Source organism: Mycobacterium sp. (assembly GCF_044370595.1).
GTDB lineage: Bacteria > Actinomycetota > Actinomycetes > Mycobacteriales > Mycobacteriaceae > Mycobacterium.
In genome coordinates, this window is the sequence record NZ_JBILVF010000241.1 from 1 (window position 1) to 3,168 (window position 3,168).

The following is a 3,168-nucleotide window of genomic DNA, read 5'->3' on the forward strand; positions in this document are numbered from 1 at the left end:
GTTGTGTGGTGCCCCCCCCCCGGCGCCCCCCCCCCCCACGACGAGTTCACCCCGCCCCCGCCACCTGGTATCGAGTCCCAATCTGCGCCCCAGCAGTACAACGTGACCTACCGCGCGCGGATCGACGGCCTGGCCCGCGGCGCCCTGGTCACCTACCGGATCAACGACACCCAGGTCAACAGCGCCGATCCCACCATGCTGCCGGGCCGGACGTTTGAAGCCACCGCAGTGCTGAGCGACCCGAAAGAGGCCGGTATGCGGATTTCGATCCAGTGGCCGTACTCGGCGAACCTGCACTGCGAAGTCCTGATCAACGACCAGATCGTCGTGCAGGCAGACCAGTTCATCAGCCCCCGGCTGTCCCCGGCCCGTGACGACCCGGACTACGGGGCGATGAACTGCGGGGCTCCACTGAGCAATGCGATGGGCGCCCCTGCACCCGCCGTCCCGGAACCACTCCCGGTGGACCCCGCCGCGCTGCCGCCCCCCGCGCCTGTCGAACCGGTACCGCCGGCCGATGCGGCGCCGCCACCGAACGTGCTACCCGCTGCCGACCTCGGCGCGCCCGCCTAGCCGGTTACGGCGACCACCCGGCTTGTTTCGCCCAGGCCCAGGCTCTGGGGTAGGCCTCGCCGAACCACCGGCCGAGCATGTCCCCGTCTGCGCCTGGTGCGCGCTTCACGGCCAGGTAGTCGGCCCGCACACCGGGACTGGCCTCGAGCCAGTCCACGAACAGCAGGGCAAATCTCTGATTGGGCTCGCCGTCAACCCTGATATGCACGTGCGTCGGCCGACCGGGATCAGCGGCAGCGTGAAACCGCTTCTCCGACAGCGTATTCGAGCCGTCGTAGCGACGGTCTGCGGTAATCGACTCCACCCGCGGATACCCGGCCCGCAGCAGGTCGGCAGCCAATTCGTCGGCGATCTGGATCGAGCCGACAGTGACCTGGAGGTCGATGATGTCGCGGGCATCCAATCCGGTGATCGCGGTGGAGCCGATGTGGTCGATACGCAGCGCGCGATGGCCGCAATGGGTGGCCAGTCGCGCCCTGCTGCGGGTGGCTTGATCGCGCCACTGCGGGTCTGCCGGCACCAGGGCGGTCGGGTCGGGCACCGGGGTTCGGGCGGTCAGGTTGTGGGCGAAGGGCAGGATCCGGCCGAACCAGAGTTCCCGAGCCCGCTCGATCAGGTGCCCCTCGGAGCCGGAATTGTCCAGCCACACGTCGGCGACCTTCCGGCGCTGCTCCTCGGTGGCTTGGGCCGCGATCCGGGCGCGGGCGTCGGCTTCGTCCATGCCCCGCTGGTCGACGAGACGTTGCAACCGGACCCCCTCGTCGGCGTGGACCACGACCACCAGCGGGAACAGTGGGGCCATGTGCGACTCGACCAGAAGCGGGATGTCCTCGACGACGACCTCGTCCTCAGACACCGCAGCGACGATATCGGCGCGCCGACGGGCCACCAGCGGATGAACGATGGCGTTGAGCTTCGCGCGCTGCTGCTCATCGACAAACGCCCTGGCCGCCAACGCGGGCCGGTTCAGAGCCCCGTCCGGCAGCAGGATGTCGGACCCGAAGTGGTCGACCAGTGCGGCCAGCCCTTCACTGCCGGGTTCCACCACCTCACGGGAGATGACATCGCCGTCGACGATCACGCCACCGCAGTTCGCGAAAGCACTTGATACGGTTGACTTCCCGGCGCCGATACCGCCGGTCAGCCCAATGCGCAGCACCGGCTAGGCGTTACCGGCGAGCTTCTCGCGCAGCGCGGCCAGTTGGGCGTCGCTGGCCAGCGACCCACCGGACTCCTCGGCGCCCGGCGTGCTCGACGAGGTGGCACCCGACGGACGCTCCTCGGCCGCAGCGGCGTCGGCGGCGGCGAACTTTTCCATCTGCGCGGTGTGCATCTTGTGCCGGCGCTCGGCCTCGGCGTAGCGGGCCTCCCACTCGGTGCGCTGCTTGTCGAAGCCCTCGAGCCATTCGTTGGTCTCGGAGTCGAAGCCCTCAGGGAAGATGTAGTTACCCTGCTCGTCGTAGCTGTCGGCCATGCCGTACTTCGACGGGTCGAACTCCTCGGTGTAGTCCTCGTTGGCCTGCTTGAGGCTCAGCGAGATCCGGCGGCGCTCCAAGTCGATGTCGATGACCTTCACCATGGCGTCGTCGCCGACGGCGACAACCTGGTCGGGGACCTCCACGTGCCGCTCGGACAGTTCGGAGATGTGCACCAGACCCTCGATGCCCTCTTCGACACGGACGAATGCGCCGAACGGCACCAGCTTGGTGACCTTGCCCGGCACGATCTGGCCGATGGCGTGGGTCCGGGCGAAGTGGCGCCACGGATCTTCCTGAGTGGCCTTGAGCGACAGCGAGACCCGCTCGCGGTCCATGTCGACGTCGAGCACCTCGACGGTGACTTCGTCGCCAACCTGCACGACCTCCGACGGATGGTCGATGTGCTTCCAAGACAGCTCGGAGACGTGCACCAGACCGTCGACGCCGCCGAGATCGACGAACGCGCCGAAGTTGACGATCGAGGACACCACACCCTTGCGGACCGCGCCCTTGACCAGCTGGTTGAGGAATTCGCTGCGGACCTCGGACTGAGTCTGCTCAAGCCAGGCCCGCCGGGACAGCACCACGTTATTGCGGTTCTTGTCCAGCTCGATGATCTTGGCCTCGATCTCCTTGCCGATGTAGGGCTGCAGATCACGAACACGGCGCATCTCGACCAGGGAGGCCGGTAGGAATCCGCGCAGGCCGATATCGAGGATCAGGCCGCCCTTGACGACCTCGATGACGGTTCCCTTGACGGCCTCGTCCTTCTCCTTGAGTTCCTCGATGGTGCCCCAGGCGCGCTCGTACTGGGCGCGCTTCTTGGACAGGATCAGCCGGCCTTCCTTGTCCTCCTTGGTGAGGACGAGGGCTTCGATCGCATCGCCGACGGACACGACCTCGTTGGGGTCGACGTCGTGCTTGATGGAGAGCTCACGGGACGGGATGACGCCTTCGGTCTTGTAGCCGATGTCGAGCAGGACCTCGTCTCGGTCCACCTTGACGATGGTCCCCTCGACGATGTCGCCATCGTTGAAGTACTTGATGGTCTTGTCGATAGCGGCGAGGAAGTCCTCAGCCGAGCCAATGTCGTTGATGGCTACTTGCGGCGAGGTGA

Annotated in this window: 3 protein-coding genes; 1 reads left to right on the forward strand and 2 read right to left on the reverse strand. The window is 67.0% G+C overall.

The genetic code is table 11. From position 1 onward, the window contains the following. Positions 1 to 573, forward strand: a 573-nt coding sequence (locus tag ADBZ5N_RS18255) for a hypothetical protein (RefSeq protein WP_526259913.1), incomplete at its 5' end; no start/stop codon positions are given. Positions 574 to 577: 4 nt separating this feature from the next. On the opposite strand, the gene coaE is transcribed toward ADBZ5N_RS18255, so the two are convergent. Together coaE and rpsA are read right to left on the reverse strand one after the other, a co-directional pair. After that, on the reverse strand, positions 578 to 1,732 hold the full coding sequence (coaE, locus tag ADBZ5N_RS18260; protein WP_526259915.1) for a dephospho-CoA kinase: 1,155 nt from the start codon (positions 1,730 to 1,732) through the stop codon (positions 578 to 580). A 3-nt stretch (positions 1,733 to 1,735) separates the two neighbouring features. Beyond that, on the reverse strand, positions 1,736 to 3,168 hold a 1,433-nt coding region (gene rpsA / locus ADBZ5N_RS18265; protein ID WP_526259917.1), incomplete at its 5' end, for a 30S ribosomal protein S1.